Genomic DNA, 24,989 nt, shown 5'->3' on the forward strand with positions numbered 1-24,989 from the left:
GTCAGACCGGGACGTGGAATCCGCTGACCGGCTGCCCTGGGTCGGCGGACGCCGCGGTGAGGACCTGGGCCAGCCCTCGTACCAGGGCCTCGACGGTGCTCCGGTCGAAGAGGTCGGTGGCGAAGATCAGGTTTCCCTCGAGGCCGGCCGGGCGGCCCGCGGAGTCGAACCGCTCGTACAGGTGGATGTTGATGTCGTACACGATGAATGTGTGCTCCATCGGAACCGGCACGGCGGTCAGCCCCGGGAGGTCGAGGGCGGCTTCCGGCGTGTTGTGCAGGACCAGCTTGACCTGGAAGAGCGGGTTGCGGGCAGCCGACCGGTCGGGGACCAGCTCCTCCACCAGTCGCTCGAAGGGCAGGTCCTGGTGGTCGTAGGCCGCCAGCGTGTGCGTGCGGGTCCGCTTGAGCAGTTCGCTGAAGGACGGTTCTCCGGACAGGTCGTGACGCAGGACGAGGGTGTTGACGAAGAAGCCGACGAGTCCTTCCAGCGCGTCGTCGGTGCGTCCGGCGATGGCCGTACCGATGGGGATGTCCTCGCCCGCCCCCATGCGGTGGAGCAGCGCCGCCAGCGCCGACTGCAGCACCATGAACACGCTCGCCCCGTGCCCGTCGGCCAGCGCGATGAGATCGCGGTGCAGAGCGGCCGGCAAGCGCACGGGCACATCGCCGCCCCGGCGCGACGCGACGGCCGGACGCGGCCGGTCCGTGCGCAGCGTCAGCTCTTCCGGGGCCCCCGCCAGCCTGGCTTTCCAGTACGCCAGTTGCCTGCGCAGCGGGCTTTGCGGGTCGCTCTCGTCGCCGAGCAGGTCGCGCTGCCAGTGCGTGTAGTCGGTGTAGCGCACCGGTGGTGGGGTCCACCGCGGCGCATCGCCCTGGACGCGGGCCGCGTAGGCGGCCGAGATGTCCCGGCCAAGCACGTACTCGGACCATCCGTCCGACGCGATGTGGTGCACCACGAGCACCAGGACGTGTTCCTCCTCGGCCACCGCCAGCAGGTGGGCGCGCCAGGGGATCTCGTCGCTGAGGACGAAGGCGTGGTGGGACTCCCGCTCGACGGCCCGGCCGACCTCCTCGCGCGCCACCCGCAGCACCGGCAGGCCGAAGGCAGCGGCGTCCGCGTCGACGACGTGCTGACGGGGCTCGCCGTCCCTGAACGGGAACACCGTCCGGAGCGTCTCGTGCCGGGCCACCACGTCCTGGAGCGCCGCCTCCAGCGCCTTGCGGTCCAGGGAGCCGGTCAGCCGCAGCGCCATCGTGATGTTGTGCCGGGTGGGGCCGTCCAGCTCGTCCCGGAACCACTCCTGGGCGAAGGACAGCGGAGTCTCCCCCGAGCCGGTCGTGGGGACGAGCGCGGGCCGGTGGCGACCCGGCGTGTCCAGGGCCGCGGCGAGTTCCGCGACCGTGGGCTTCTCGAAGAGGGTGCCGATGCTCAGCTCCGCGCCGAACTCGGAACGGATGCGCGAGACAAGGCGGGTCGCCAGCAAGGAGTGGCCCCCCGCGGCGAAGAAGTCGGCGTGCACGCCGAGCTGTTGCCCGCCGAGGAGTTCGCTCCACAGTTCGAGGAGTCGGGCTTCGCGGGCGTCGCGTGGCGGTGTGGTGTCGCGTGACTCGTCGGTCAGCAGGGTGCCCGGCACCGACGGCAGGGCCTTGCGGTCCACCTTGCCGCTCCCGGTGAGAGGCATCGCGTCGAGTTGCGACCAGACGGTCGGCACCATGTACGCGGGAAGCCTGCTCGCCGCATGAGCGGCGAGCTCTCCGGCATCGGGCCGGGCCTCCGCGTCCGCCACGAAGTAGGCGGCCAGCCGCCCCTCGTGGAGCAGTACGGCGCACTCCAGCACGTCGGCGTGGCTCCGGAGCACGGCCTCGATCTCGCCCGGCTCGATCCGGTGGCCGCGCAGCTTGAGCTGCGCGTCGGCACGGCCGCGGAACTCCAGCGCGCCGTCCGGCCGATGCCGTACGAGGTCACCCGTGCGGTACATCCTGCGGGTCACGCCGGCGTGGTCGGTGTGCTGGATGAAGCTGGCCTCGGTCAGGTCGGGCCGCCGGTGGTAGCCCTCGGCGAGTCCGGCGCCCGCGAGGTAGAGCTCCCCGGTCACGCCCTGGGGGACCCGCTGTCCGTGGCGGTCCAGGACGTGCACTTCGGAGTTCGCGATCGGCCACCCGATGGGCACGGTTCCGCTGCCGTCCTCCGTGCACCTCCAGTGGGTGAGGTCGGCCTCGGTGGGACCGTAGATGTTGTGCAGCTCCGCGGGGAGCGCGGCCTGGAAATGCCGCTGCAAGTCGTACGGGAGCGCCTCGCCCGCGCACAGGACACGGGTCAGCCCGGTGCACCCGGAGCTGGCCGGATCCTCCAGGAACGCCCGGAGCATGGAAGGCACGAAGTTCACCGTCGTGACGGACTCGGCGACGATCAGCTCGGCCAGGTAGGCGGGATCGCGATGGCCGCCGGGCCGGGCCACGACCAGGACACCGCCGGTGAACAGCGGCCAGAAGAACTCCCAGACGGACACGTCGAAGGTGGCGGGCGTCTTCTGCAGCACCGGCTCGCCGGGCCGCAGGGGGAACTGCCGCTGCAGCCACAGCAGTCGGTTGGCGATCGCGCCGTGGGACACGAGGACGCCCTTCGGCTTCCCGGTCGAGCCCGACGTGAAGATCATGTAGGCCCCGTCCTCAGGCCCTGCCGCACCACCCTCGGGCGGCCCCGGTGGACAGGTGAAGCCCGGCACCTCGGCCGCGTCGGGCCGGACGACCGTGACGCCGGGCGCCGCGACCTTCTCGCCGGCGGAACCGCGGGCGACCGCCATGGTGATCCCCGCGTCGGTCAGGATCTCGCGCAGCCGCCGCGGCGGGTGCTCGGGGTCCAGCGGCACATAGGTGCCACCGGCCTTCAGCACCGCGAGCAGGCTCACCGGCAGCTCCGCCGAACGGTCGAGCACCACCGCGACGAGGCTGCCACGCCGGACGCCCCCGGCCCGCAGCAGCCGGGCGAGCCGGTCGGCCCGCTCGTCCAGTTCGCGGTACGTCATGCCCGCTCCGTCGAACCGCACGGCCGTGGCGTCGGGGGTCCGGCGTGCCTGCTCCGCCACCAACGTGTGGAGGACGTGTGGGCGGTCGTACCGCTCGGCGGTGTCGTTCCACCCTTGGATCGTGCGGTGCTCGGCCGCCGACAGCAGATCGGTGGTCTCGTAGCGCGCGTCCCCGTCCGTGGCGAGGGCGGTGAGCGCCGCGACGTAGTAGCCGTGGATGAGGTCCACCTGCTCCGCGGTGAACAGCGAGGCGTCGAAACGCAGTCCGAGGCCCAGCGCGTCCTTGGTGCCGCTCTGGAGGAACTCGACTCCGAAGGGGAAGTGCGTGTCGGCGACGACGTCCTGCTCGACGACTTCCACCTCCGACTGGTCGGCAAGGGAACGCTCGACGTGGAAGTGGGTGTAGTTGAAGAACGTCTCGAAGAGCTCGGGCGCGTTCGTACCGCGCAGGATCTCCGCGAGCGGATGGCGGCGGTGGGGCTGGACGGCACGGTCGAGCTCCGCCGTGTGGCGCACCAGGTCGCGCCAGGTCCCGCCGGTCAGACGGCCGCGCATCGGCAGCGTGTTGAGGAAGAGCCCGAGGGTGAGGTCGCCGTCCTGCTCCTCACTGCGCCCGTTGTGGATGACGCCGGTGACGACGTCGTCCGAGCCGCTCAGCAGGCTCATCACCCGCAGATGAGCCGCGAGCAGCACGATGCGCAGCGACACGCCGAGCTGACGCCCGAGGGCCCGCAGGCCCTCGTACACCTGCGGGGAGATCCAGCGGCCGTCGATCCGCATCAACGGCCCGGCCGGCTTCTCGGCGTCCGGCACGCCGCGCGGCAGCGGCGTGAACGTCGCGCCCGCCAACTGATCGGCCCAGAAACGCCGGTCGGCCTCGTTCGCCACCGACGCGCGCTCCGACTCGACGAACGAGGCGAAGCGGGCGGCGGGCGCGGGAGGCGTCGCGCCACTCGTGCCCCGCACCCCGTCGGCGTACCGGCGCAGCAGTTCGACGAAGAGCGAGCGTTCGCTCCAGCCGTCGAGGATCGCGTGGTGCTCGGTCACGAACAACTGGTGCGTGTCGTCGGTGCGGCGCTGCACATGGAATCTGATCAGCGGGGCCGACCGCCAGTCGAACCGCTCGGCGCGCTCCTGGCCGAACCTGCGGTCCGCGGCGGCGTCCAGGTCGGCTCGATCACGACCGCGCAGGTCCTCGAAGGTCAGGGGCGGTTCCGCCCGTCGGTGCACCAGTTGCAGGGGCTCGCTGAAGTGGACCAGGTCGAAGGACGTGCGCAGGACGTCGTGCCGCTGGAGGAGGCCGGACACGGCCTCCCGCCAGGCGCGTTCGCTGAAGGGGCCGCGCAGCCGGTACGTCGAGACGTTGTGGTACGCCGCCCCGGGTGCCGTCGGGTCGCTGTGGAAGAGCATGCCCTGCTGCAGCCGGGTCATCGGGTAGGCGTCGGCGAGACCCTCCGGCAACAGGGCCCGGTCCGCCGCAGTGAGCAGGGAGAACGCCTCGTACACCGGTGTCGCCCGGGGCTCGTGCTCGGTGTCCCGTGCCACCGCGGCGAGCGTGCGGACCGTCTGGTGCTCCAGCAGGTCCTGGAACGCCAGTTCCAGACCGGCCTTCCGGGCGAGCGCCAGCATCCGGATGCTGAGGATGGAGTCGCCGCCGAGGCCGAAGTAGTTGTCGTCGATGCCCACGCGGTCCACGCCGAGGACCTGGCTCCACGCGTCGGCGAGGACCCTCTCCGCGCGGTCGCGGGGAGCCGCGTACGGCTCGGCGGCCCCGCCCTCGTGGGGGTCCGGTACGGGCAGCCGCTCGCGGTCCACCTTGCCGTGCTCGGTGAGCGGGAGTTCGGGCAGGACGGTGAAGACCGACGGGACCATGTGGGCGGGCAGCCCGCCGATCGCGTGGGTGCGCAGCGCGCCGGGGGCGGGGGCGGGCCCGCGTACGGTGACGTAGGCCGCGAGGCGGACGTGTCCCTCGTCGTCGGTGCGCGGCACCACCACGGCCTCGTGCACGGCCGGGTGTTCGGCGAGCACCGACTCGATCTCGCCGAGCTCCACCCGGAATCCCCGGAGCTGGACCTGGGAGTCGAGTCGGCCGCGGTATTCGACGTCCCCGTCGGGTCGCACGCGCACCAGGTCGCCGGTGCGGTACAGCCGCTGTCCGGGGAGCGTCGCGAACGGGTGCGGGACGAAGCGTTCCGCGGTCAGACCCGGCTTGCCGGCGTAGCCGTGTGCCAGACCCGCCCCACCCACGTACAGCTCGCCGGTCTCCCCGGCCGGCACGGGCCGTCGCCGGGGGTCCAGGACGTACAGGTCCAGATCCGGCAGAGGCCGGCCGATCACACTGCCGATGCCGGCCGTGACATCCCTCAGCGTGATCGGCCGGTAGGTGACGTGCACCGTCGTCTCGGTGATTCCGTACATGTTGATCAGCTGGGGCGTGGCGTCGCCGTGCCGGGCGCACCAGTCGGCCAGCGCGCGCGGATCGAGCGCCTCACCGCCGAAGATCACATATCGGAGGGCCAGCGGGCCCGCGTCCGGCGGCGCGTCGGCGTCGGCGCGGATGAGCTGGTGGAAGGCCGACGGTGTCTGGTTGAGCACGGTGACCCGCTGTTCGCGCAGCAGCCGCAGGAACGCGTCGGGCGCACGGCTGGTCTCGTACGGCACCACCACGAGCCGGCCCCCGTGGGCTAGGGCACCCCACATCTCCCAGACCGAGAAGTCGAAGGCGTACGAGTGGAACAGCGTCCACACGTCCTGCGGGCCGAAGCCGAACCAGTCCTCGGTGGCGGTGAACAGCCTGCTGACGTTGCGGTGCGGCACCACGACGCCCTTGGGGCGGCCGGTGGAGCCCGAGGTGTAGATGAGGTACGCGGGGTCGTCTGGCCCGGCGCTCTCCGCTACCGGCGTGGCCGGGCACGGATCGTGCTCATGCGTGCCGGCCAGGTCCAGGACGGTGCCCGTGAACCCCGACCACCACCGCGGGATCTCCCGGCTGACCAGGACGGTGGTCACACCGGAGTCCTCGGCCAGATACCGCAGCCGCCGCTCGGGGTACGAGGGATCGAGGGGGACGTAGCAACCCCCGGCCTTGAGGACGCCGAGGAGAGCCGCGACCAGGTCGGCGGACCGGTCCATGCTGACGCCGACGAGGACGCCGGGGCCGACTCCGTTCGCGCGCAGGCGGTGCGCGATCCGGTCGGCGCGGGCGGCCAGTTCGGCATAGGTGATCCGGGTGTCGCGGTCCACCAGGGCGGTCGCGGCCGGGGTGCGCGCGGCCCAGTGGGCGAAGCGTTCGTGCACCAGGGCGGGGCGCGGCTCGGGGCCGGTGGGGCCGGGCGCGTCCTGCCGGTCGGAGACGGGTGGCGCGGGCTGCTCCGGTGACGGAGCCTGCCGGGGCGCGGCGTCGAGAACCGTGTCGAGATGAGCGCGCAGTTCGTCGGCGCTCATCCGGCGGAAGGTGTCCTGGAGGCGCTCCGCGGTGCCCTCCGGCGCCGGACCGCCCGTCTCGTGCTCCGGGCCGCGTGCCTCACGCGTAGTCATGGAAGCCCTTTCCGGTCTTGCGGCCGAAGTGCCCCGCGTCCACCAGCTCCCGCAGCACGGTCGGTGCCGTGTAGCGGCTGTCCCCGGTGTGCGCCCGCAGGACGGTCAAGGTGTCGTCGACGTTGTCCAGGCCGATGAGGTCCGCGGTGCGCAGCGGGCCCATCTGATGGCCCAGGCACTGCTCGAACAGCGCGTCCGTCGTCGCCGCGTCCGCCTTGCCCTCGCCCACGGCCGCCGCGGCCTCGACGATGGTCAGCATCAGCACGCGGTTGATGACGAAGCCGGGGCCGTCGAGGACCACCAACTGGCGCTTGCCCATGCGCTCCAGAAGGCGCGCGGCGATGTCCAGCGTGTCGTCGCTGGTCTCCGCAGTCCGGACCACCTCGACGGTCTCCTTCAGCGGCGCCGGGTTCATGACGTGCAGTCCGAGCACCCGGCCGGGGCGTTCGGTGCGGGCGGCGAGCCCGGCGATGGGGATCGCCGACGTGCAGGACGCGAGGACGGCCTCCGGCGGGGTGACGCGGTCGAGCTCGGCGAAGAGCTTCTCCTTGAGGTCCTGCCGCTCGGTGGCGCACTCGATGACGAAGCCGACGTCGTCCAGGGCGTCCAGTTGCTCCGCCCAGCGCACGCGGCCGAGGACTCCGGCGGCGGTACCCCGCTCGAGTCGGCCGAGGAGAGCGGCGAGACGCACACCGTCCTTGATGGCGGCGCGGGCCCGGTCGGCCGCGGCGGGGTCGGGTTCGACGACCACGACCTCGTACCCGGCCTGGGCGAGGCTCTGGGCGACTCCGCTGCCCATGGTGCCGGCGCCGACGACGCCGACACGTTCCCGAGCTTCCTGGGGGCGGTTCCCTGCGGTCATCGTGGTCCTTCCAGGTGTGAGTCGGCGTCTCGGCGCGGCGTGCCGGAGGGGTCTTGCCGAAGAACGTCGGAGGTGCTCCGCGCGGCGGCGTCGAAGGCTTCCCGCGCGGCGCTGTCCGGGGTGTCGAGCAGCGCGGCTATCGGCTGCGCGGGGTCGTGCGTGAACGCGAGGGCCCGCAGCACGTCCTGGTAGGCGCTGATGAAGCCGGCGGCGGTCTCGGCGGTGAACAGCTCGGTGCTGTACTCCAGGCCCGCGGTCACGTCCGCCCGGCCCTCCCTGACGCTGGTGACCAGGGTCAGGTCGAGCTTGGAGGTGTCGGCGGGCATGCCCTCGACGAGGGTGACGACGTTCTCCCGCTCGTCGAAGAGCCCGCCCCGGCTGCCGTCGGCCAGCGTGAAGACGGGCACCTCCTGGTGGACGAACGACACGTCGACGACGGGGTCGCGACCGGCCTCGCGCTGGGCTCCCAGCGCGCTCACCACCCGGTCGAAGGGAACCTCCTGGTGGTCCATGGCGTCGAGCACCGTCGCCCGCGTCCGGCGCAGGAAGTCACCGAGACCGGCCTGGGGCGGCACGGCGCAACGCAGCGCGACCGTGCTGTTGAAGTAGCCGATCAGGTCCTGGAGCGCCGGGTGGTTGCGGCCGGACGTCGGCGTGCCGACGACCAGGTCCCGCTGTCCGGTGAGCCGCGCGAGCAGCAGGTTGAACCCGGCCAGGAGCACCACGAAGAGCGTCACCGACTCCTCGGCCGCCAGCGCCCGCAGCCCCCGCACCACCGGGGCCTCGACGGTGAACGGCACCATGTCGCCGGTGTACGACTTGCGAGCCGGGCGCGGACGGTCGAGAGGCAGCTCGACGCGCGGCGCGTCGCGCAAGGTCTTCTTCCAGTACGCGAGTTCGTGGTCGAGCGCGGCACCGGCGAGCAACTCGCGCTGCCAGAGCGCGTAGTCCCGGTAGCGCACGGGCAGGGCGGGCAGCCGGGCCTTGCGCCCCTCGCGCCGTGCCGCGTACAGCTCGGGCAGTTCCCGGCGCAGGACACGCGGGGTGCCGCCGTCGCTCACTGCGTGGTGCGTCGTGTACTGCATCACGTGCCGTTCGGGCGCGAGCCGCACCAGCAGGACCCGCAGCAGCGGTTCCCGGGCGACGTCGAAGCGGTGCCGCGCGGCCCGTGCGACGAGCTCCCTGGCGGACGACTCGGGGTCGGGGGCGTCGGAGACGTCGGCGAAGGTGAAGAAGTCGCCGGGGTCGGGGCGGACCCGCAGTTGCGGAGCTCCGTCGACGTCGACGAAATTGCACCGCAGCGGCTCGTGCCTCAGGGCGAGGTCGTGCCACATGCCGCGCAGCGCGTCCACGTCCAGCGGACCGTCGACACGTCGGACCGTCGGCTGGTTGTAGAGGGTGGTGCCCGGCTCGATCTGGTGGTGGAACCACATGCGCTCCTGACCGAAGGACATGGTCATCTCGTCGCGGACGACCAGTTCGGGCCGTTCGGTCGGTGCGGCGGGCCGCGGGGAGGGAGCGGGCTCTGTGGTGGTGGGAGCGGCGTGGCTGCCGGGTGTCCCGGCGGGGGCAGGGGCCGCCTCGCGGCGGGCGGGCGAATCCGGGAACTCCCCGATGAACCGGGCGAAGTCCTCGATCCGCGGGTGTTCGTAGAGGTCGAGGAGCCGATGCCGGACCCCGGACCTCTCCTCGACGCGGTTGATGACCTGAAGCGCGACGAGCGAGTTGCCCCGCAGCTCGAAGAAGTCGCTCTCGGGGTCGGGGACCGGTATCCCCAGGAGTTCGCCGAGGGTCGCGCAGAGCCAGTCGAGCGTGTCGGGGCCGCCGTCCGGCTCCGCGGCACGGCCGGTGCCGTCCTCGGTCTTCGGCGTCGGCGCCGGTGCGGGCGGCGCCGCGCTCGCGTCCCGAGGCGGCAGCCAGCACGGCGTCGGCCGCAACGGGTGCCCCGGGAGCCGGGCGCGGCTGTGCCGGGGTGCGGCCGGGCCGACCGCGGACCAGTCCGGGTCCACCCCGGCTTCGTACAGCGCGCCGAGGACCCCCAGCAGACCGCGGTCGTCGGCGTCGACGATGTGGCAGCGGGCACGCGGATCGGCGCCGAACCGGGCACGCGTCAGGGAGCCCAGGGACCCGCCGGGGGAGACGTCGATGAAGACGGCGGGTCCCTGGTCGAGCAGGTCGGCGGCCACCTCGGCGAAGCGGGTGGCGTCCAGCGGGCCGGGGACCGTGCCCGCGGCGAGGTCGGCGGTGTCGGCAGGTGTGAGTTCGGCGCGCAAGTAGCGGGCCAGATAGCGGGAGACGCCCGCGCCGATGACCACGTCCGGGCGGACGCCGCAGCGCCGCAGTTCGTCGACGGCGGCCAGTTGGCTGGAGAGGATCTCGGCGGCGGCACCGTCGGCCGGGAGCCGGTCCGGCAGCTCCGGCGGCTCGGTCGGCAGGGGAAAGGGTGCCGGGGCGTCAGGGGAGAGCAGCAGCACCACCTGGGGGCGGTCGCCCCGGGACGGTGCGATGGACGTGTGCTCCTCAGGACCGGCGGCGAGCCAGGTCGCCTGCGCGGCCAGGTTCAGGGCGAGCGCGCCGGTCGAGTCAGCGGTCAGGCCGACGCGGTGCTGATAGTGGGTGCGGCCCCGGTTGAGGGTGTCGGCGATGTCGTCCAGGTGCCGCGTGTCGCCGTGGAGGGCCACGGCGAGGTCGGCGCACAGCCGCGCCAAGTCCGCGCGGGTGCGGGCCGATACGCCGACGAGCCGCGGGGTCCGCGGTTCCGCCGTGCCGGGCGCGGGCGTACGGGGCGGAGCCTGGACGACGCAGTGCGCGTTGCCGCCGCCGAGGCTGAAGGAGCTGACCCCCGCGATACGTTCGTCGTCCTCCCACGGACGCGTCTCGCCGATCATCTCCAGTGAGGCGGCCCGCAGGTCGACCCCGGGCGGTGGTTCGGTGAAGTGCAGCGAGGGGTAGAGCTCGCCGTCGCGCACGCTCAGGACGGCCTTGACCAGGCTCGCCACTCCGGCCGCGCCGTCGAGGTGACCGATGTTGGACTTCACCGCCCCGACGGGCAGCGGTCGCGCGCGGCCCCGGAAGACCTCGGTGAGACCTTCCAGCTCCACCGCGTCCCCGAGCCTGGTCCCCGACCCGTGGGCCTCCAGGTACCCCGCGCGGGCAAGGTCCGCGCCCGCCGTCCGCCACGCCTGCCGGATGACGGTGGCGTGCGCCGACGCGCTGGGCGCGCTGATCGTCGCGGCGGCGCCGCCGTTGTGGCGGGCCGCGATCCCGCGGATCACGGCGTGCACCGGCAGGCGCGCGGCCCGGGCGCGGGCCAGCGTCGTCAGGAGCAGGGCCGCCCCGCCCTCGCCCGCGACGGTGCCGTCGGCCGTCGCGTCGAACGACCGGCAGCGGTCGGTGCTCGACGCGATCTCGGCGAAGCCGCCGACCTGCTCGCGCGTGACACCGTCGGGCCGTAGGCTCACGCCTCCGGCGAGCGCGTACTCGGCGTCGCCCGCGGCCAGTTCGCGGCACGCGAGCCGGACGGCGAGCAGCGACCCGTTGCAGCCGCTGTCGAGGGAGTAGCAGGGGCCGTCGAGGCCGAGGGTGTGCGCGATCCGGGAGGGCAGGCCGAAGGGCGCGTTGCCCAGGGAACCGACGACGTCGGACAGGTCGAGGCGCTTCCCGTAGCCGGAGGACGCGGCACTGAAGACCACGGCGGTGGACCGGCCGCGCAGTTCTTGTGTGCTCTGGCCGGCGTCTTCGATCGCCTGGTGGGCCAAGGTCAGCGCGAGACGGTGCTGGGGGTCGATCAGCCCGGCCTCGTGCCGGGTGAGTCCGAAGAACGCGTGGTCGAAGGTGTGGATGTCGTCCAGGTACCCCATGGGCAGGTAGTCCGCCGCCGGGTCGAGTCCGGTCGCCGCGGCGCGCGCCGCGGGCATGGTGCGCACGCCGTCATGACCGGCCCGGAGGTTGGCGCGGAAGGCGTCCAGGTCGTCGGCGCCCGGAAAGCGCACGGCCATGCCCACGATGGCGATGTCGGTGTCGCGTGGGCCCCTCGCCGGGGCGTCCGTGTCGTCGTGGGCCAGGTGGGCCCGGTCCGCCCGAGAGTCGTGGAGGCCGCCCTGGCCCGTGGCCGGTTCATGGGGCCCGTGCGCCTCGCCCTGCCGTCTCGCGGTACGCGGCTGTGCTCCCCCGCTCATGCGGCCCCTCCGTCTCGTCTGCGTCTCGTGCGTTCCGCTCCGCTCATACGTCCCTCCCCGTGGGCACGGCCGGGCCCGGCGCCCGCGTGGCGGTGTCGTCCGGAGCGGCGGTCCCGGCGATGAGTTCGGCGTGTGCCGCGACCGTCCGGCTGTCGTAGAGCTGGCCCAGTTGGACGGCGCCCGGCCAGCGCAGTTCGTACGACGCGTGCAGTGCGAGCAGTTGGAGCGACGTACCGCCGAGGTCGAAGAAGCTGTCCCGCGCGTCGAAGTCGCCGTGGCCGAGGACGCCCGCCCAGCACGTCGCGACCTCCCGCTGCGCGTCGGTCGGCCACCGGTCGGTGTCGAGTGCCACGGTCTCGGCCGTCGGCGCCTGGAGTCGGCGCAGGGCCTCCTCGTCCGTCTTTCCGTTGGGAGTCAGCGGGATGGAGTCCACCGCCACGAACCGTCCGGGTACGGCCTGAGGCACGAGCTGCCGTGCGCAGAACTCGCGCAATTCCCGGACGTCAGGGGGCGATTGCCGCCCGTGATCCGCGGTGGCGCGCACCCAGTAGGCGGTCAGCGTGGTGACGTCCACGTCCTCCACCCCCGGAAGCGCCTCCCTGGTGTCGACCACGACGGCCTGTCCGACCCCGGGGTGGCTCTCCAGAACGGCCGCCGCGGCGACCCGCTCGACCCGGACCCCGCCGATCTTGACCTGGCCGTCTTCGCGACCCAGGAACTCGAAGTGCCCCTCGGCGTTGAGTCGCGCCAGATCACCGGTGCGGTACAGCCGCTCCCCGGGCGCGAACGGGTTGGCGACGAACCGCAGCGCGGTCGTCGTCGGGCGCGCCGCGTAGCCGAGGGCGAGCTGCAGGCCGCCCAGGTACAGCTCGCCGACATCGCCCGTCGGTACGGGGCGGAGCCGGTGGTCAAGGACGTACGCGGTGGAGCCCGCCGTGATCGCCCCCATGGGCACCACGCCTTCCGGGACGCCGCTGACGTCATGCGCGGTGACCGCCACCGTCGCCTCCGTCGGCCCGTACTCGTTGCCGAGCCGCGTGCCCGGCAGCGCGGCGCGGTGTCGCCGCACCAGCGCGGGCGCGGTGGCCTCACCGGCCAGGACGAGGAGCCGCAGATGGCGGTCGGCGCCGTCGAGGTGCGGGAGCAACTGCCGGTAGAAGGACGGTGTGGTGAGGCACTGCTGGGCCTCGTGGGCGCGCAGCAGGTCCGCCACCCGCTCGGCGGACGGGAGTTCGTCCGCGCCCGGGAGCACGGCGGTGCCGCCCGTGCACAGCGCGTGGAACGTGAACATCAGCGAACCGTCGAAGGCGAGGCGCAGCGCGGAGAAGGCCGTCAGCCCCGGTTCGTAAGGGCGCGAGGCGATCAGGGAGGCAAGCCCGCCGCGGCTGATCATCACGTTCTTGGGCGGTCCGGTCGTGCCGGAGGTGGAGATGAGGTACGCGGGGGAGTGGGGGGACGGAGCGGCGTACGACGGGGTGTCGGGCGGCCCCGCGTGGGGCGAGTGGGCCCGCGGTGTCGCACCGGCACCGTCGGTCGGCGTCCCCGCGCCCGGCGCCGCGTCCAGGTCGATGAGCCCGGGTGCCGTGCCGTCGGCGGCCACTGCCGCGCGTACCTCCTCGGGCGGGGTCGCCGCGTCCCCGCCGTGGAAGACGACCGCTGCACAGCCGGTGTCGCCGACGACCGCACGCAAGTGCGCCACGGGATGTCCGGGGTCGGCGACGCACCAGGCCGCTCCCGTGCGCAGGGCCGCGACCATGCCGACGATGAGCGAGAGGCGCTGCCGTGCGTGGAGCACCACGACGTCCCCGGGGCGCACCCCCGCACTCTGCATGCGTCGGGCCAAGTCTGCGCTTTGCACGTCGAGGTGACGGTATGTCACCGATTCCGTGCCAACGGCCGCGGCGGTCCGCTCGGGCACCCGCTGGAACTGTCGGGCGATGAGGTCGAGCACGTCGGGCGGAGCGGCGGATGGGGCGGGCACCGGCGAGTCGTCGATGAGCGTGACGTGCTCGGCGCTCGGCGCCACCTCCTCGGGCGCGACGAGCACCATGGGCTCCGGCCCCGGATCAAGGACCTGGAAGCCGGAGAAGCGCAGCGTCACGAGCATGACGCGGTTGACGTCCGTCGCCACGAACTCGGCGAGCGGGCGCAGCCCCGCCGCCCTGGCCCGGGCGTTGACGTGCTGGATGAAGAGGGTGCCCACGCCCCGGGACATCACCCGGCAGGACATGAGGAGCAGTCGCAGCACGTTGTCGCCGCCGCGCCGGTGCGAGACGGAGAGCCCGATGGTGCCGTAGTCGCCGAAGCGGTCCCGCAGCGATGCCACGAGGATCTCGTGGTCGGGCGAGGCCATCAGCTCACGCAGTTCCTCCATCCCGTACACCAGGCCGGTGCTGTTCAACTGATGGGTCCGGACGGTGAGTTCGTGGGCCCGCGCCAGGTCCTCCGGGGTGGCCCGCCAGATGCGCATCTCCAGGCCGAGCCAGGTCAGGAACTCCTCGCGGGTGCCGTCGAACGCCTCCTCGCTCTCCTTGCGCGCGCGTTCCGTGCGGTAGAGGGCGGCGCGGTCCGCGGACTCCGCGGTGGTGACGGCGGGGGTGAACTCGGGCCGCTCCGGAAGCCCGGCCATGTCCTCGGGGGCGTAGACGCGGACCTCCGGCAGGGCCTGCTGGACCTCGGCCCGCTCCAGGGGGTCGTTGTCGATGAAGGCGAGCGAGTCGACGCCGATGTTCAGCTCCCGCGCGATCCGCCGCATGGACTCGGACTTGTCGCCCCAGCCCACGCACACCGCGGCGAACCGGTCGAGGAGGCCGTGGGCGCGCAGGTGCGTCGTGGCCGTCGTGTGGTCACCGCGGCTGGCGACGGCGTGCAGGATGCCGCGCCGCTCCAGCTCGGCCAGGGCGCGCAGGGCCTCGGGCCGCGGGGTGACGGTGTCGTTCTCCAGGATCACGCCGTCCCACATGGTGTCGTCCAGGTCCCACACCAGGCACTTCACCGGCGAGGTCGGTGAGGCCGATGAGTTCGACGAGGTCATCGCGGTTCCTCCGTTCCCGGTGTCGGGGTCGCGGGGTGTGCTGTGCGGCGTACCAGCCAGCTGCTCCAGGCGGCCACGGGGCTGCTGTTCATCACGAGGGCATGGGCGCCGGGGGCGAGGGCGGGCGCCGTGTCGGCCATGTTGAGCAGCACGTCGACGGGGCCCAGGTGCCCGTAGCGGGAGAGGTTGCGCCCGCAGACCGGGTCGATGGGGACGTCGAGGGCCTCCTGCCAGAAGCCGAAGGCGGCCCCGGACAGGTTCTGCATCAGGTGGGTCGTGATGTCGTCGCCGGTCAGGCCGTTGCGGCGGAGCAGGTCTTCGTTGAGGGCGAGGAACTCCTTGCGGCTGCGCACCGCGAGCCGGAACGTGTAGTCCGGCTCGTTGGCGCACTTCTCCGCCCAGTCGCGTTCCGGTACGTCCCGGTAGTCGATGCGGAACAGGTCGGCGAAGGCGCCGTCCGTGCGCAGCGACTGGTCGACCAGTTCGAAGGGGCCCGGCACCTCGGACGTTGTCAGGAGCACGGCGGCGGCGCCGTCCCCCACGATCGTCATCGGCGGGCGGTAGCGGGCGGGCGCGGCGGCCTTGGAGGTGGCGACGACCAGGACGCGGCGGAAGCCGGGCATGCCGCGAAGCAGCGCGGTGCCGAGGCTGAACGCCGCCGACACCGAGACGCAGCCCAGGTCGCCGACGCCGGAGACCAGCGCCCGGTGGGCGCCGATGGCGTGCTGGACGCGGGTCGCCTCCGAGGCCATCAGGTACTGCGGCGCGCGGCCCTGGACGAGCAGCAGCGCGTCCAGCTCGGCCGCCCCGGTGCCCGTCGCGCGCAGCGTCGCCTCGGCAGCGCGTACAGCGAGGTCGGACTCGGTGAGGCCGTCGGCGGCGCGTACCTCGTCGATGCCGAGGGCGCGGGCGTGCCCGCGCCGGGCGGCGGGGAGCCCGTCCGTCAGGCCGTCGAGGGACCTGACGGTGTCGGGGAACCAGGTGCCGACGTGGCCGACGGTCACCGGCGGGGCGGCGGTCACCGCTGCCCGTCCCTGACGTGCGGGGTGTGCCGCGCGATGACCCGGTCGCCGATCGCGAGCGCCGAGACCTCGTCCGTTCCCTCGATGACCTGCATGATCTTGGCGTCCCGGAAGAAGCGCCCGACCCGGTCGTTCAGGGTGCAGCCCGCCGCGCCGAGGAGCTGCACGGTGTCGCGGGTGACCGCGGCGGCGGCGGTGGCGGCCGCGTACTTGGCCATGATGGTCGCGGTGATGGCCTCGCGGTCCTTCGACTCCCGCAGGGCGGCGGCCCGTTCGCACAGGGAGCGTGCTCCTTCGGCGCGCACGTGGGCACGGCCGACGGCGGTGCGCACCGTGGCGTGCCCGGAGAGCGGGATGTCGCCCTGCCTGCGCCGGGCGACGTGCCCGGCGGCCTCGGCCAGACTGCCCTCGGCCATGCCGACGCACCCCCAGGCGACCGTGTGGCGGCCGTGGTCGAGGGCGGTTCCGACGGTGTGGGTGAGCCCGAATCCGGGCGGGCCGACGACGTGGTCCGCGGGGACGCGGACGTCGTCGAGGCTGATGTGGGCGAGGCGGGCGCCGCGCAGTCCGAGCGCGTCCGTGACCGGCTGTCTTCGTACGCCGGGGGCGTCGGCCGGTACCAGGACCGTGGTCAGCCCGCCCGGCGCGCGGCCGAGGACCAGCAGCACGTCGGCGTCCTGGCCGAAGGTGACCCACACCTTGTGGCCGCTGACCCGGACCTCGCCGTCGTGTGGCTCGACGCGGGTGGCGACGGCCGCGAGTTCGGTCCCCGCGCCCGGTTCGGTGGCGGCGAAACCCGCGAGCAGGTCCCCCGAGGCGAGGCGCGGCAGCCAGGTCTGCCGCTGGGCGGCGGTGCCCCAGCGGTGGACGGCCGCGTTGACCATGCCGCTGACGGTGAGCAGGGCGCGCAACGAGGAGCAGACCGCCCCGAGTTGGGCGGCCGCGTGCCCCACCGCGCGGGCTCCGGCGCCGCCGCCTCCGTACGCGGTGGGAACGTCCAGGCCGAGAAGACCGGCCCGCGCCGCTTCGCCGATCACGTCCTGGGGCAGACCGGTTCCGGCGTCCCACGCGGATGCCTCGGCCGTCGCTCTCGCGAGCAGTGCGGGGAAGCCGGGTGGGAGGTCGGGCGAGAGACCGGGAGCGAGGTCGGTCACCGTCACTTCGACACCGCTTCCGCGGTGGGCGACGACCGCTCCCCACGCTTGCGCCGCACGTACTCGGCGATGCGCCTCACGGTACGGAAATTGTCGAGGTCAAGGTCCTCCACCTCGACGGAAACGCCATAGGCCTGTTCCACATGGACCACGATTTCCAGCGCTCTCAAGGAATTGATGAGTCCGCGCTCGAAGAAATCGTCGTCCGGTTCGATCGGAGAGGCAGTGAGGGACTCAAGGTGATTCTTCAACTCAACAATGAGATCGTCGTGCACAGCGTCATGCAAAGAATGTGCCTGTTGGGTCATGCCGCGTTCAATTCCTTTCGCGACGGCCACCGCGACGGCCGCAAGGGCGCGAAGCTTCGGTGGCCGCTACCGCATACCGCCACATAAGTGCAGTTCGTGGCGGCATGCATGGGCGGTCGGTCAAACTGCGTGCAGGATTCACGTGCAACGCGGCGAGTCTGTCACAGGGCTTGTTCATGCGTCTAGAGATCTAATGGATCTCCTTGTGTGACATCAAATGAAAGGGAAAGTCTGCAGCTCCGAGGTACTTCGGAACATGAACTTCCCCTTTCACTTGACAGCAGTGTGCAGAAGTTTGCCCGTTTCGGGACGTGAAAGCGGTGAGAAGCGGCTAGGCCGGGGTCGGCTCCAGGCGGGCGGGCAGGCGTTCATAGCCGCGGAGTATGCGGGTCCCGCGACGACGGGCGCCCGCCGTCAGGGCGAGCCGTGGAAAGCGCTCGTGGAGAATGCGCAGCCCGACTTCCCCCTCCATGCGGGCGAGGGCCGCGCCGAGGCAGTAGTGGCGGCCGGCGGAGAAGGACAGGTGGTCCTTGGCGTTGGCCCTGGTGATGTCGAACCGGTGCGGCTCGGTGAACACCGAGGTGTCGCGGTTCGCTCCGGTGAGCAGCAGGGAGACGGCCGCTCCTTGGGGGACAGGGTGTCCGGCGACGGTGGTGTCGCGGGCGGCGGTCCGTCCGGTGCGGAACAGGGGCGGGTCGAACCGCAGCATCTCGTCCACCGCGTTCGGCCACAGGGTGGGGTCGTCGCCGAGCGCGTCACGCTGGTCGGGATGGCGGTGCAGCAACCCGATGCCGTTGCCGAGCAGATTCACCGTGGTCTCGAAGCCCGCACCGAGCACCAGCCCGGCGGTGGCCCGGAGTTCCACGTCCGTCAGGCCGCCGCCGTCCTCGTCGCGGGCGGCGACCAGTTGGCTGAGCAGGTTGTCGCCGGGCTCGCGCCGGACCCGCTCGATGTGGTGCCCCAGCCAGTGGTCGAAGCTGATCAGCGAGTGTTCGAGGGCACGGAACCGGCGCCGGGACAGTCCGTAGTCGAGGCTGGGAGCGAGTGCCGCACCGTAGGCCCGCAGGCGTCGCAGCTCGGACTGTGGGACACCGAGGATCTCGGCGATCACCGTGACGGGCAGCAGACTGCAGTACGAGGCGACCAGGTCCACGGGCGCGGCACCGGGCTCGCCACGCCGGAGGTCACCGAGGAGCTCATCGGCGATCTTCTCCGTGCGGGTGCGCAGCTGCTGGACCGCCCGGACGGAGAAGACCCGGGTCACGAGCTTGCGGTACCTGGTGTGCTCGGGCGGTTCGGTGACCAGCAGGGACGGCGGTTTCAGCGGTCCCATCGGCGCGTTCGCGGCGGACCAGGCGGCGAGGCGCGCGAGCGGGCTGGTGCCCTCGGGGATGATCCCGGTGCGGAAGTCGTTGCTGCTGAGCACTTCCCTGACGACGGCGTGGGAGGCCGTGACGTAGCCGTACCGGCCGTGATGCAGGGGGCCCTGGTCGCGGATGCGGTCCATCAGTTGGTGGAGCCGTCCGTCACCCGCGCCCGTGGGGTCGGGGGTTCTGGACTGGGCCACGAATTGGCTGTGGAGCTCGTCCCGCCGTGCCGCTCCGGCGATGGCAAGGCGGGGCAGGGCGTGCCCGAGGGCCCAGCGGACCTGTTGGGCGAGCCACTGCGTTCCCTGTGCGGTTGTGCTCATGCGGTTTTCGTCTCCGATCCTTACGTGGATGCGTGCTGTGTGCGCCCCTCGTGAGTCGTCGCAGTGTGGGGACGGGCCGTCGCTGCGCCGTCGGCGCGTCATGGGCACGTGTCCGACGCCCGGCGGTACGCCGTCGGCGCGTCGCCGCGCGCGAGCCCTCGCGGTCCGCTCGACGAGCGCGAGTGGCTTCGGCCTTCGGAGCAGCATGCCCCGTACGGTGTTCGAAAATCCACGCTTCTTGGATCGCGGGCCCGTCGACGCGCCCGGACCGCCCCGGAGTTGGCAGCACAGCAGGAGGCGGCAGAGCCGGAGCGTCGGCTCTGCCGCCTCGGATCCACTGTCCAGTGGGAGGAGTTCGCTAGGCGTCCGCGTTGAGCACCCCGATCAGTCGCGTCGCCGTCGTGGTCATGGCCTGCCGGCCCACCGTCAGGTAGCTGCGGGTGTCCACCGCCTTGGGGTGCTCGGCGAGGTAGGCGCGGATCGCGTTGGTCATGGCGATGTTCAGGGCCGTGCCGATGTTGACCTTGGCGATGCCGCCCGAGACCGCCCTGGCCAGTTCGTCGTCGGGGACTCCGGAGGAGCCGTGCAGGACCAGGGGCACCCGCAGGGCCTCGTCCAGGCGGGCGAGCAGGGCGTGGTCGAGGGCCGCCGTGCGGGAGGTCATGGCGTGCGAGCTGCCGATGGCGACGGCGAGCGCGTCGACGCCGGTCTCGGCGGTGAACTGGCACGCCTCCTCGGGGCCGGTGCGGGCGCCGGGCGCGTGCGCGTCCAGGGGAGGTTTGCCGCCCTTCCCGCCGACCTGTCCCAACTCCGCCTCGACCCACAGGCCTTGGCTGTGCGCCCAGTCGGCGGCGGCGCGGGTCGCGGTGAGGTTCTGGTGGTAGGGCAGCTGCGACGCGTCGTACATCACGGAGCTGAAACCGGCGTCGGCCGCCTGCCGCAGCAGGGCGTCCTGCGTGACGTGGTCGAGGTGCAGGGAGACCGGCACGGTCGCCGCCTCGGCGAGGGCGAGCGCGGCGCGGGCGAGCGGCAGGATGCGTCCGTAGCGGTAGCTGACCGCGTTCTCGCTGATCTGGAGCACCACCGGGGACGTGGCGGCCTCGGCCCCGGCGACGACGGCCTCGGCGTGTTCGAGGGTGATGATGTTGAAGGCCGCGACGGCGCGGCGCTTGGCGGTGGCCTCGGCGACGAGAGCGCCGGTCTGTGCCAGCGGCATCTGGTTTCTCCCGTCCCGGTCAGTGGCCGTCGAGGACGATGGAGCGGCGCAGATGGCGCGGCTGGTCCGGGTCGAGGCCGCGGAAGGCGGCGACCGCGACGGCCAGGCGCTGGGCGCGCACGAGTTCCGCCAGGGGGTCGAGGGTGCCCTCGACCCACAGCGCGCCGGTCGCCCGGACCTCATCGGCGAGCCCCGTCGGCGCCGTGCCGATCATCCAGGTCGCGGTGGTGGCGGTGGAGATGCTGATGGGCCCGTGCCGGTACTCCATGGCCGGGTACGCCTCGGTCCAGGACAGCGACGCCTCCCGCATCTTCAGGGCGGCCTCCTGGGCGAGGCCGTTGGTCCAGCCCCGGCCGAGGAACGTGAACTGGGAACACTCCACGAGCCCTGCGGGCAGCGGCCGGGCGAGCGCGGTGCGGGCGTCGGCGACGGCCTGCTCGGTGTGCAGACCCAGGTGGGCGCGGAGCAGCGTCAGCGCGGTGGTGGCGAAGCGGGTCTGGACGACGGACCGCTCGTCGGCGAAGTCGAGGACCACGAGGTCGTCCGCCGCGGTCATCACCGGGGTGTCCGGGTCGGCGGTGACCGCGGTGGTACGGACGGAGCCGCGCAGCCGCGCGAGCAGGTCGAGCACCTCGGTCGTGGTGCCGGACCGAGTCAGGGCGACGACCCGGTCGTACGAGCGCGCCGCGGGGAACTCGGAGGCGGCGAAGGCGTCGGTCTCGCCGAGGCCCGCGCCCTCGCGGAGCGCGGCGACGGCCTGCGCCATGAAGAAGGAGGTCCCGCAGCCCACCACGGCGACGCGCTCGCCGGGAGAGGGCAGCGCGTCCTTGTGGCGCACCGCGAGACCGGCGGCGCGCGTCCAGCACTCGGGCTGGGTCATCAGTTCGTTCTCGGCATGGCTCATGGCCGGATTCCACCCTGTGAGTCTGGCGCCCCCTGGCGCCTGGATGATTGTTTCTGCAACCTATAGCTATGTTTCGAGCACAATCAAGCATCCGCTCGTGCGTTAAGGTCGTTACGGACAGTGAGTGGAACCGACTGGGAACGCCGGGTCGGGAGTGAGTGGAGGGTCCGGATGTCGCGCGATGCCCGCTGGCAGGCGCTGCTTGAACTGCTGGTCGACCGGGGGCGTCTGGACGTCGAGGAGGCGGCGACGGAGCTCGCCGTCTCCACCGCGACCATCCGCCGGGACTTCGACCAGCTCGCCGAGCAGCAGATGCTGGTGCGCACCCGGGGCGGCGCGGTCGTCCACGGCGTCTCGTACGAGCTGCCGCTGCGCTACAAGACCGCCCGGCAGGCCTCGGAGAAGCAGCGGATCGCCAAGGCGGTGGCGGATTCCGTCGCCCCGGGCGAGGCGGTCGGCCTGACCGGCGGTACGACGACCACGGAAGTCGCGCGTGCGCTCGCCGTGCGCACCGAACTGGCCGCCGGATCACCGGCGTTGACCATCGTGACCAACGCCCTCAACATCGCCAACGAGCTGGCCGTGCGGCCGCAGTTCAAGATCGTGGTGACGGGCGGGGTGGCCCGCCCGCAGTCGTACGAGCTCACGGGTCCGCTGGCCGGCGGGGTGCTCGGCCAGATCACGCTGGACGTCGCGGTGCTCGGCGTCGGCGCCTTCGACGTCGCGCACGGGGCGACCGCGCACGACGAGGACGAGGCGGCCATCAACCGGCTGCTGTGCGAGAGCGCCACGCGGGTCGTGGTCGCCGCCGACGCGACGAAACTCGGCCGTCGCGCGTTCGCCCGCATCTGCGAGACGGGGCGCGTGGACACGCTGGTGACCGACACGGCCGTCCCCGAGGAGACGGCCGCACGGTTCGTGGAGGCGGGAGTGGCGGTCGTCACTGCATAGATTGTGCGAGGATGTTGCGGCAGGTCCGGCAAAGTTTGTGCCTCGAACGTCCAGAACTGCACTGGACAATGGGGACTCTGATTGACCAGCATGGTCAGGATCTGTCACTGCGGCACGGGGGTTCCCAGGGTGATGCCCCTCGCGATGGGTAGAGTCCCCCACCACGATCGCTCGGAGGAACACACTCGTGAGCCACCCGGTCCCGAAGAACCAGTACGGCCAGGAAATCAAGCAGTTGGGCCAGGCGGAGCCCCGTGGCGACCACGCCGGCACGCCCCGGCCGGGCGCGGCTCCGGCGCCACGGCCGGGCGCGGCCCCGGGCGTCGGCGCCCCCGGCGGCGCACCCGACACCAACGCCCCGTACGGCTACGACCCGTTCGGGCGGCCCTACTCCGACAAGTCCAAGATCGTGGCGGGAGCGCTCTCGATCGTCCTGGGCCCGCTCGGCATCGGCCGCTTCTACACCGGCCACAACCGCATGGCCGTCTGCCAGCTCATCACCCTGGGCGGACTCGGGGTCTGGTCGCTCTTCGACGGGATCCTCATGATCGTCAGCAACGGCAAGACCGATGCCGAGGGCCGCGTCCTGCGCGGCTGAGGCCCACGGCACCGCCCGTGCCCCGGCCCGACTCGTCGGCCGGGGCGCTCCTCGTGTGCCGCGCCGGGCGGCCGCGCCCTCAGCCGCGGCCGTGCTTGACGCGCAACCGGCCGTGCCCCATGGTCCCGAAGATCCGGACGCGTGGCCCCTTCGAGCCGCTGTGCTGCGGTGCCCGGTAGCTCGGCTGCTTCCATTCGGCGGTCAGTTCCTCGTAGTCGACCGTCGCGTCGGGCGGTACGACGATCCGGGCCCAGCCGTACCCCAGATGCAACTCGATGTTGACCACGGGGTACTCGATGACCGCCCGTGACAGGTCCAGGTACACCTTCGCCATCCGGGAGGTGACCTTGAAGTTCCGCGGCACGTGCCACCTGCCGCGCCGGTGGATCAGTCCGCCGGCGGCGTTCACGACGACCGTCGGCCCCGCGTCCTCCTCGGGCAGCGACGCCAGGGCCGACGCCAACTCGGCCCGGGTCGTGGCGGTCAGCGCGGCCTGGAGCAGCGCGTGCATCTCGTCCTGAGGGATCAACCCCTCGGCGAACGCCTCTTGCAGGCGCTGAACAGCCGAGTCGCGGTCCACTTCGGTGACCCGCGGCGATACGTTTTCTGGCACGGAGGACATGCCGTCACGATAGCGTCGGCACCGGCGAAGCCGCAGGCTGAACTCTTGCCGATGCCTTGCTGATTCCTTGCCGGGCATGTGCCAGTCCGTGCAGGGGCGGTCGCCGTGGCCGAAGCCGACGTCCGCGCGGCCCGCTGCTGAGGCTTTCGGTTCGGGGTGACGGTGCTTTCGGTCGTGGGTGTGGTCCGGTGTCACGCGGTATCCCGATGGGGGCGGCCTGACCGCGAAGCGGCGGGCTCGGCGGGAACAAGTGCGGTTCGAGGCCGCCGAGTTGTGCGCTGACCTGAAGGCGAGCCTGGGCAACCCGCCCCCCTGCGGGCTCGACGCCCTCGCCGAGCCGGCCCGCACCCGCCTCGAGCGGATGCAGTACCGGCGCGGCCTGCTCGACGGGTTCATCGCCGGGACCGGACTGATCACGACACCGCCATGACGTCACCCCGAACCGAAAACCTCAGGAGCGCGGTGCGATCGCCTTGACCCAGTCGTCGATGGTGACGACGTCGGCCCACTGCGGGAACAGCCGCTCGACGAGGACCCGGTGCACCTCCGGGTCGGTGTCCAGGCAGCCGTCGGAGAGGACGGTGAGGCCGAAGTCCAGGTCGTTGGCCTGGCACACGGTGGACAGCACCACGGCGCTGGTGGCGATGCCGGTGACCACGAGGTCGTCGATGCCGCGGGCCCGAAGGACCACGTCCAGGTCGCTGCCCGAGAACGCGCTCGCCCGCCGCTTGGTGACCACCACGTCGCCGGGGCGGGGCGCGACCTCGGGGTGGATCTCGGTCCCCGGGGCGCCCTCGACGAACAGACCGGCCTGCGCGATGGCGGCCAACGGCTTGTTGCGCGTGCCGACTTCAGGGAAGCCGGGACGCAACGCGATGACGACGTAGATCACGGGTATGTTCGCCGCACGGGCCCCGTCGATCGCCCTGCGCAGCCGTGGCAGATACCCGGAGCCGTCGTCGGCGATGTCCACGATGGCCTGCTGGATGTCCATCACGAGAAGAGCGCTGCCCATGTCGCCTCCAGGAACGAAGTCGGCCGGCGTCGTAACGATCCGGGTTGTGATCTTCGGATCCTACGCGGCCCCGACCCGGGCCCGGCGTGCCCGTCGGGCCGTCTCAGCGCGGCCCGTTGCGACTTCCTCGCGCGCTCAGCTTGCGGATCGGCCCGATCAGCGTCCGGTAGAACGGCCGCACCACACGGCCGGGGAGACGGCGGTGCCGTTCCTCGCTCCACACCCTCGCCCTGGGGTGCGCGGCGATGGGCGACCACCGGTCGGGGTCCGGCGGCCGGGAGGTGTGGAACTCGACGCGGCAGAGGTGCTTCGTACTGACGAAGCCGTACTGGCTGGGGCTCACCAGCCGCACCGGAGCACCGTGGTCGCCGTCGAGCGGCCGCCCGTCGAGGCGGTCGGCGATGAGGACGTCGTCGGCCAGGGCGTCCTCGAGCACCACGACCGACCGGTAGCCGTCGAGCCCCTCGAAGACGACGTGGCTGACGGACGCGTCCGGCACGAGCAGCGGTTCGACCCGGCCGCGGTAGACGGCCTCGAACCTGGCCCCCTCCCACAGCAGGCCCGTCGCCGACCACCCCGCGACGCAGTGGAAGTCGGCCCCGAGCTCCCGTCGTGGCAGCTCGGCGAGGTCGGCCACGGACAGGGTGACGCCCTTCGTCAGCGCTCCGACCAGCTCGATCACCGGGTCGGCGGGGACGGGCGGCGGCGGGTGGTGCAGATGGGTGCCGAAGCGGGGGAATCCGGCGACGGCACGTTGGCCGGGGGGAAGCGCCATGTCGCTCCTCGCGTGGGGTGCGGCTCGGTGTCAGGGACGGCGTGGTCCGGTGCTCCGTACGCTAGGACCTCCACCGCACGGGAGATTCAAGGGGC

At 72.5% G+C, this 24,989-nt stretch carries 15 protein-coding genes and 1 pseudogene; 3 read left to right on the forward strand and 13 right to left on the reverse strand.

Annotated elements, in window-relative coordinates; genetic code table 11:
* Position 1: 1 nt before the first annotated feature.
* The 10 genes from QUY26_RS37710 to QUY26_RS37755 form a co-directional block, all read right to left on the reverse strand.
* Entirely contained in the window at positions 2 to 6,565 is a 6,564-nt protein-coding gene (locus QUY26_RS37710; RefSeq protein ID WP_289954784.1) for an amino acid adenylation domain-containing protein, read from the reverse strand.
* Entirely contained in the window at positions 6,552 to 7,427 is an 876-nt protein-coding gene (locus tag QUY26_RS37715) for a 3-hydroxyacyl-CoA dehydrogenase family protein (RefSeq protein WP_289954785.1), read from the reverse strand. The genes QUY26_RS37710 and QUY26_RS37715 overlap by 14 nt, the downstream gene beginning before the upstream one ends.
* Positions 7,424 to 11,605 carry a condensation domain-containing protein gene (locus QUY26_RS37720; protein WP_289954787.1) on the reverse strand — a complete coding sequence of 1,394 codons (4,182 nt, stop codon included), beginning with the start codon at positions 11,603 to 11,605 and terminating at the stop codon, positions 7,424 to 7,426. Before QUY26_RS37720 ends, QUY26_RS37715 begins: the two co-directional genes overlap by 4 nt.
* A gap of 43 nt (positions 11,606 to 11,648) precedes the next feature.
* Positions 11,649 to 14,639, reverse strand: a complete 2,991-nt coding sequence (locus QUY26_RS37725) for an HAD-IIIC family phosphatase (protein WP_289954790.1) — start codon at positions 14,637 to 14,639, stop codon at positions 11,649 to 11,651.
* Positions 14,636 to 15,661, reverse strand: coding sequence for a 3-oxoacyl-ACP synthase (locus QUY26_RS37730; protein ID WP_289954792.1), 1,026 nt, complete (start codon positions 15,659 to 15,661; stop codon positions 14,636 to 14,638). The genes QUY26_RS37725 and QUY26_RS37730 overlap by 4 nt, the downstream gene beginning before the upstream one ends.
* Complete coding sequence (locus QUY26_RS37735; protein ID WP_289954794.1) at positions 15,658 to 16,821, reverse strand: acyl-CoA dehydrogenase family protein; 1,164 nt, start codon at positions 16,819 to 16,821, stop codon at positions 15,658 to 15,660. The genes QUY26_RS37730 and QUY26_RS37735 overlap by 4 nt, the downstream gene beginning before the upstream one ends.
* Entirely contained in the window at positions 16,818 to 17,123 is a 306-nt protein-coding gene (locus QUY26_RS37740) for an acyl carrier protein (protein WP_289954796.1), read from the reverse strand. The genes QUY26_RS37735 and QUY26_RS37740 overlap by 4 nt, the downstream gene beginning before the upstream one ends.
* Positions 17,124 to 17,454: 331 nt before the next feature.
* Positions 17,455 to 18,813 (reverse strand): cytochrome P450, encoded by a 1,359-nt coding sequence (locus QUY26_RS37745; protein WP_289954798.1) that lies wholly within the window; start codon positions 18,811 to 18,813, stop codon positions 17,455 to 17,457.
* A 358-nt stretch (positions 18,814 to 19,171) separates the two neighbouring features.
* A complete protein-coding gene (locus QUY26_RS37750) occupies positions 19,172 to 20,029 on the reverse strand; it encodes a class II fructose-bisphosphate aldolase (RefSeq protein ID WP_289954800.1) in 858 nt (285 codons plus the stop codon).
* Between the two features lie 19 nt (positions 20,030 to 20,048).
* On the reverse strand, positions 20,049 to 20,933 hold the full coding sequence (locus QUY26_RS37755) for an SIS domain-containing protein (RefSeq protein ID WP_289954802.1): 885 nt from the start codon (positions 20,931 to 20,933) through the stop codon (positions 20,049 to 20,051).
* 171 nt (positions 20,934 to 21,104) lie between these two features.
* Here QUY26_RS37755 and QUY26_RS37760 point away from each other — a divergent pair, with 171 nt between their 5' ends.
* Both QUY26_RS37760 and QUY26_RS37765 read left to right on the forward strand, forming a co-directional pair.
* Entirely contained in the window at positions 21,105 to 21,884 is a 780-nt protein-coding gene (locus tag QUY26_RS37760; protein WP_289954803.1) for a DeoR/GlpR family DNA-binding transcription regulator, read from the forward strand.
* Between the two features lie 187 nt (positions 21,885 to 22,071).
* Positions 22,072 to 22,482 carry a TM2 domain-containing protein gene (locus QUY26_RS37765; protein WP_289954804.1) on the forward strand — a complete coding sequence of 137 codons (411 nt, stop codon included), beginning with the start codon at positions 22,072 to 22,074 and terminating at the stop codon, positions 22,480 to 22,482.
* 79 nt (positions 22,483 to 22,561) lie between these two features.
* On the opposite strand, the gene QUY26_RS37770 is transcribed toward QUY26_RS37765, so the two are convergent.
* Positions 22,562 to 23,104, reverse strand: coding sequence for a DUF1707 SHOCT-like domain-containing protein (locus QUY26_RS37770; RefSeq protein ID WP_289954806.1), 543 nt, complete (start codon positions 23,102 to 23,104; stop codon positions 22,562 to 22,564).
* A 277-nt stretch (positions 23,105 to 23,381) separates the two neighbouring features.
* On the opposite strand from QUY26_RS37770, the pseudogene QUY26_RS37775 reads away from it, so the two are divergent.
* Positions 23,382 to 23,534: pseudogene (locus QUY26_RS37775) on the forward strand (IS630 family transposase); the annotation flags it as partial.
* Positions 23,535 to 23,555: 21 nt separating this feature from the next.
* Here QUY26_RS37775 and QUY26_RS37780 read toward each other — a convergent pair.
* Both QUY26_RS37780 and QUY26_RS37785 read right to left on the reverse strand, forming a co-directional pair.
* Positions 23,556 to 24,119, reverse strand: coding sequence for a cysteine hydrolase family protein (locus tag QUY26_RS37780; protein WP_289954810.1), 564 nt, complete (start codon positions 24,117 to 24,119; stop codon positions 23,556 to 23,558).
* 103 nt (positions 24,120 to 24,222) lie between these two features.
* The gene (locus tag QUY26_RS37785) at positions 24,223 to 24,894 is read right to left on the reverse strand and encodes a molybdopterin-dependent oxidoreductase (protein ID WP_289954811.1); all 672 of its coding nucleotides are present in this window, start codon (positions 24,892 to 24,894) and stop codon (positions 24,223 to 24,225) included.
* Positions 24,895 to 24,989: the final 95 nt, after the last annotated feature.

Source organism: Streptomyces flavofungini (genome assembly GCF_030388665.1).
Lineage (GTDB): Bacteria > Actinomycetota > Actinomycetes > Streptomycetales > Streptomycetaceae > Streptomyces > Streptomyces flavofungini_A.